Below are 4,388 nucleotides of genomic sequence, written 5' to 3'. Positions count from 1 at the left end.
GGAGCGGCTCGACCACTACCTGCCGCACCTGGACGCGGTGGTGCACTCCTCGTGAACGGGTGCGCGGCGGCCGCCCGACGCCGGCCGCCGCGCCCGCACCACCGGGCCCTCGGCGTGCCGCACGGCCTGGCCGGATCCCCGTCGCGGTGAGCCGGCCGGGCCGCCGTCCCGCTTCACGGTGGACGCCCGCAGCGCCTCAGCCGGTCACGGCCTCGTGCACGAGACGCTTCAGTTCCGGGTAGACGGAGTGCGAGCCCGTCGGTCTGAGCTGGGTCAGGAACTGCACCGTCAGATCGTGGTGCGGGTCCACCCAGAACGTCGTGGTGGCCACCCCGCTCCAGCCGAACGTGCCGAGGGCCTCGGGCCACAGGGTCAGTTCGGGGTCCGTGACGACGGAGACGCCGAGGCCGAAACCGATGCCGGCCTTGCCGGGATCGTGGTGGCCGCGGCTGCCGTAGGAGAGCATGTCGGCGTTGCCCGGAAGGTGGTTCGAGGTCATCGCGGCGACCGTGTCGGCGCTCAGCAGACGGACTCCGTCCAGTTCGCCGCGGCGGCGGAGGAACTCCATGAAGCGGTAGTAGTCGTGTGCCGTCGCCACCATCCCGCCGCTGCCCGACAGGAAACGGGGCCGGCCGCGCAGGGGCAGGCCCGGGACCGGCGTGATGCCGCCGTCCTCGGTCTCGCCGTAGAGCTCCGCGAGCCGCGGCGCCTGTGCCTCGGTGACGCACAGGCCGGCGTCCTTCATCCCGAGCGGCGCGAAGATGCGTTCGGCGAAGAAGTCGTCGAGGTCCCGGCCCGACACCACCTCGACGAGCCGCCCGAGCACGTTCGTCGCCACCGAGTAGTTCCACTGCGTGCCAGGTTCGAACTGGAGCGGCAGCCGCGCGTACACCTCGCAGGTCTCCGCCAGGGTCGTGCCGGCCACCACCGACGTCTCGATGCCCGCCTCCCGGTACAGGGCGTCCACGGGATGCGAGTGGTAGAAACCGAAGGTCAGCCCCGCCGTGTGGGTGAGCAGATGGCGTATCAGGACCGGTCCTTCGGCGGGGCGGGTCCGCAGAGTGGGGCCCGGTCCGCGGACGTAGACCTGCGGACGGGCGAAAGCCGGCAGGAAGTCGGCGACGGGCGTGTCGAGCCCGAAGCGGCCCTCCTCCATGAGGATCAGCGCGGCGACCGAGGTGACCGGCTTGGTCATCGAATACATCCGCCACAATGTGTCGGTCTCGACCGGAAGCCCGGCTCGGACGTCGCGATGTCCGTACGTGGTGAGGTGGGCTGTGCGCCCGTGCCGGGAGACGGCCACCAGACAGCCGGGCAGCCGGCCGTCGTCGACCTCGTGGGCGAAGTGCTGGTCCAGGCGGGCCAGCGCCTTCGGGTCGAGGCCCACTTCCTCCGGCTCCACCTCCTGCCGCAGGTGTCCCATCGTTCTCCTCCGGTCTCTCCCGAGTGCTCTCCCGGGGCTTCCGGTTCCAACATTTCAGGCTCCGCTACGGAACCGGAGCCGATCCCGCCGCGGGGCGGGGCTCCGGACCGGCCTGGCAGCCGCAGAGCCGGCGGCACACCGGGCAGGGACACGCAGGCGAGGGCCGCCAGGGTGGGCCCGGGAGCCGCGTTGGTGCACGTCATCAGCGTGCTCGCGACGGCCACGCCCACCGTGGGCCCGACGCTCAGCGTGGTCTGCTGCAGACCGCCGGCCACCCCGGCCGATGTGATGCGCCTCCCGCACGACGACGGCGGTCGCAGTCACCGTCACCGTGCCGAATCCGGCACCCACCAGCAAGAATCCCATTCCCGCCCACAGGGCCGGCGAAGCCTGCGAGAGACGGGACAGAACGAGTACGCCGAGTCCCAGGAGCGCCACCGCGGTCCCGGCCGTGCGGCGCGGACCGTGGTGGCGCATGCGGACGGCCGACGCGGGCGCCGCCGCCACCATCGCCACGGGTCCCGGCAAGGCCCACAGATCCCGTTGCAGGGTGGGCTGTGCGACGGTGAGCACCGTGCCGTCCAGGGCGACGATCACGGCGCCGACGACGCTGCCCGCGAGCATGGTGCCGCGGTAAGCGTTCACCGGTTCGCCGGCCCGAGGTGCGCGTCCAGGGCCGTGTGCAGCAGAGGCACGAAGTCACCGGAGCCCGTGGCGAGTTGGAGGCTGCCCCAGCTCCACAGCTGGGCGATGCCGTGCAGGTTGGCCAGCAGTGAGCCCGCGACGAGCGCTGCGTCGACGTCCGGCCTGGCCCGGCCCACCAGGTCCACCAGCAGGGAGAACAGCGGAAGGCTGGTCTCGCGCAGGCCCAGATGTCCGCTCTCCAGCAGATCATGACGGAACATCAGCTCGTGCATGCCGCGATGGGTGAGTGCGAAGTCCAGATAGGCGTGGCCCAGGGCCGTGAGCTGTTCCCGGGGGTTCGCCGCCCCGTCGCCCGTCAGCTCGGCCACCCGCCCCGCGAGGTCGGTGACGCCGCGCCGGGCGATGGCCGACAGCAGCTCCAGATGGGTGGGGAAGTAGCGGCGCGGGGCGCCGTGCGAGACCCCTGCCCGCCGGGCGATCTCCCGCAGGGTCAGTGCCTGTACGCCCTCGGTGTTCACCAGGTCGACACCCACGTCGACCAGCCGTGCCCGCAGTCCTGTCTCCGGATCGCTCACAGACACTGTCTACCAGCCGTCGTAGACAGTGTCTACTCGGGAATGCGGGGCTCGACCGGACGAGTTGGTCCAGGTATGACTCAGGACGCCACACAGAACGCGTTGCTCGCACTGCTCTCCGAGAGCCACGGGGGAGTGCTGGTCACCCTCAAACGCGACGGCCGGCCCCAGCTGTCGAACGTGACCCACGCCTACGATCCGGACGGCCGCGTCATCCGTGTCTCGCTCACGGACGACCGCGCCAAGACCCGCAACCTGCGCCGGGACCCGCGGGCCTCATACCACGTGACCAGCCGCGACCGATGGGCCTATACGGTCGCCGAGGGCACGGCCGACCTCTCACCGGTCGCAACGGACCCGTACGACGAGACGGTCGAGGAGCTCGTCCGGCTCTACCGAGACATCGCGGGCGAGCACCCGGACTGGGACGACTACCGTGCAGCGATGGTCCGCGACCGGCGTCTGGTGCTGCGGCTGCGGGTGGAGCGGGCGTACGGCATCCCCAAGGGCGCCGACCAGGGCTAGCCCGTCGGGTCGCCCGCGGTGCGGTCCTCGATCGCACGCAGGACGGCCACCATCTCCTCGCCGCCGCGCCCCGGTCACCGGTGGTGGGCGTGGTGACGGTGGTGCATGGCGCATCTCCCGTGAGCGGTGCGGACAACTTCTGCCGCCACCCCTCCCAAGCCCTCGTGTCACGAGCGGCCCACCTGCACGCCAGTGCGGTGTCACTCGCGGTCGAATGGTCCGGCGAGCGCGATGGCCCGCCGTCGGCTCGCCCTCGATGACCTGGCGCGACGCCTGAGCCGTGGGAACGCCAATCGAACACAGAAATTCTCGGTTTCGGTTTCAGTCCTCGGTATGCGGTGAGTCGAGGTGGTCCGGCGGTGGCTCGTCGCTGTCACGCGACTGGCTCGCATACTGGGTGAGCTGCACAGATACGGTGTGCGGTGGGGCCGGCAGGGACACCTCCGAGTGTGCGGCGGCCGCTGCCCGGTCATCGAACACGTACCGGCGCGATGGCAAAGATCAGCTGCTGAGTCCCTATTACTTCACGTCAGCACGAGACGGCCGGACCCACGGTCCCGGGTGCCACCCAACCCATGCCGAAGACTCCGTCCCGCCGCTCCCCCGCTTCCCGCCCGCGTACGTCCACCCCGCTGCCGACGACGATCTGGTTCCCTGGCTCGGATGAGCCCAACGTGGTTCCCATCCCTGGCGCGGTGCTGCCGTCCTGGGCGATCGACAAGGTCCGCACCGAGTTCGTCGGCCGGCCCGGCCACCGCCCTGCCCCGCTGTTCAAGATCGCGATCCGGGACACGGCGTCCGGCATGGACGCCCGTATCCCGTGCACGTCCTTCTCCTCCGCGTCCGACGACGAAGGCGCCACGGGCAAGCCGGCCATCCTCCCCGCCCCCGCAGATGAGCTGCCGGTCGGCGGGAGCGAGATGACCGGCGCGCTGGAGGACGGCTGGCCGGGCTTCTTCCACCGCGCCCACCGGCTCCTCCCTGCGAATGGCTTGCTGCTGCTGGCTACCTGTCAACGCCGAGAGGCCGGACGCCTCACCGACCCGCTCGGCGCGCTGATCGCAGGCGCCCGCACCGCCGGTTTCCGCTACCTCCAGCACATCGTGGTCGTCTACGGCCATCCCGTCGGCGACCGCCTCCGCTCTGCCCCAAGACGCGTCCTGCGGCGTTGCGCACTGTGACCTGATCGCCCTTTCCGCAATCCGCCCCGCCTAAGCCCC

Annotated in this window: 5 protein-coding genes; 2 read left to right on the top strand and 3 right to left on the bottom strand. The window is 71.2% G+C overall.

Going from position 1 to position 4,388, the window contains the following annotated elements; all coding sequences use genetic code 11:
- Positions 1-196: 196 nt before the first annotated feature.
- From VXC91_RS42780 to VXC91_RS42770, 3 genes are read right to left on the bottom strand one after another with little or no spacing between them, the layout of a single operon-like run.
- Positions 197-1,423 carry a serine hydrolase domain-containing protein gene (locus VXC91_RS42780; protein ID WP_329512756.1) on the bottom strand — a complete coding sequence of 409 codons (1,227 nt, stop codon included), beginning with the start codon at positions 1,421-1,423 and terminating at the stop codon, positions 197-199.
- Between the two features lie 54 nt (positions 1,424-1,477).
- Positions 1,478-2,047 (bottom strand): hypothetical protein, encoded by a 570-nt coding sequence (locus VXC91_RS42775; RefSeq protein WP_329512755.1) that lies wholly within the window; start codon positions 2,045-2,047, stop codon positions 1,478-1,480.
- 17 nt (positions 2,048-2,064) lie between these two features.
- Positions 2,065-2,643 (bottom strand): TetR/AcrR family transcriptional regulator, encoded by a 579-nt coding sequence (locus VXC91_RS42770; protein WP_329512754.1) that lies wholly within the window; start codon positions 2,641-2,643, stop codon positions 2,065-2,067.
- A gap of 75 nt (positions 2,644-2,718) precedes the next feature.
- On the opposite strand from VXC91_RS42770, the gene VXC91_RS42765 reads away from it, so the two are divergent.
- Together VXC91_RS42765 and VXC91_RS42760 are read left to right on the top strand one after the other, a co-directional pair.
- Positions 2,719-3,168, top strand: a complete 450-nt coding sequence (locus VXC91_RS42765; protein WP_329512753.1) for a PPOX class F420-dependent oxidoreductase — start codon at positions 2,719-2,721, stop codon at positions 3,166-3,168.
- Between the two features lie 674 nt (positions 3,169-3,842).
- On the top strand, positions 3,843-4,349 hold the full coding sequence (locus VXC91_RS42760) for a hypothetical protein (protein WP_329512752.1): 507 nt from the start codon (positions 3,843-3,845) through the stop codon (positions 4,347-4,349).
- Positions 4,350-4,388: the final 39 nt, after the last annotated feature.

This window comes from Streptomyces chiangmaiensis, from assembly GCF_036281785.1.
GTDB lineage: Bacteria > Actinomycetota > Actinomycetes > Streptomycetales > Streptomycetaceae > Streptomyces > Streptomyces chiangmaiensis.
Note: the sequence above shows the minus strand (reverse complement) of the source record. Positions and strands in the feature narration are given on the sequence as shown.

Excerpts from the sequence above, each read along its gene's own strand:
- VXC91_RS42780 (WP_329512756.1), bottom strand. The coding sequence starts at position 1,423 with ATGGGACACCTGCGGCAGGAGGTGGAGCCGGAGGAAGTGGGCCTCGAC.
- VXC91_RS42775 (WP_329512755.1), bottom strand. The coding sequence starts at position 2,047 with ATGCTCGCGGGCAGCGTCGTCGGCGCCGTGATCGTCGCCCTGGACGGC.
- VXC91_RS42765 (WP_329512753.1), top strand. The coding sequence starts at position 2,719 with ATGACTCAGGACGCCACACAGAACGCGTTGCTCGCACTGCTCTCCGAG.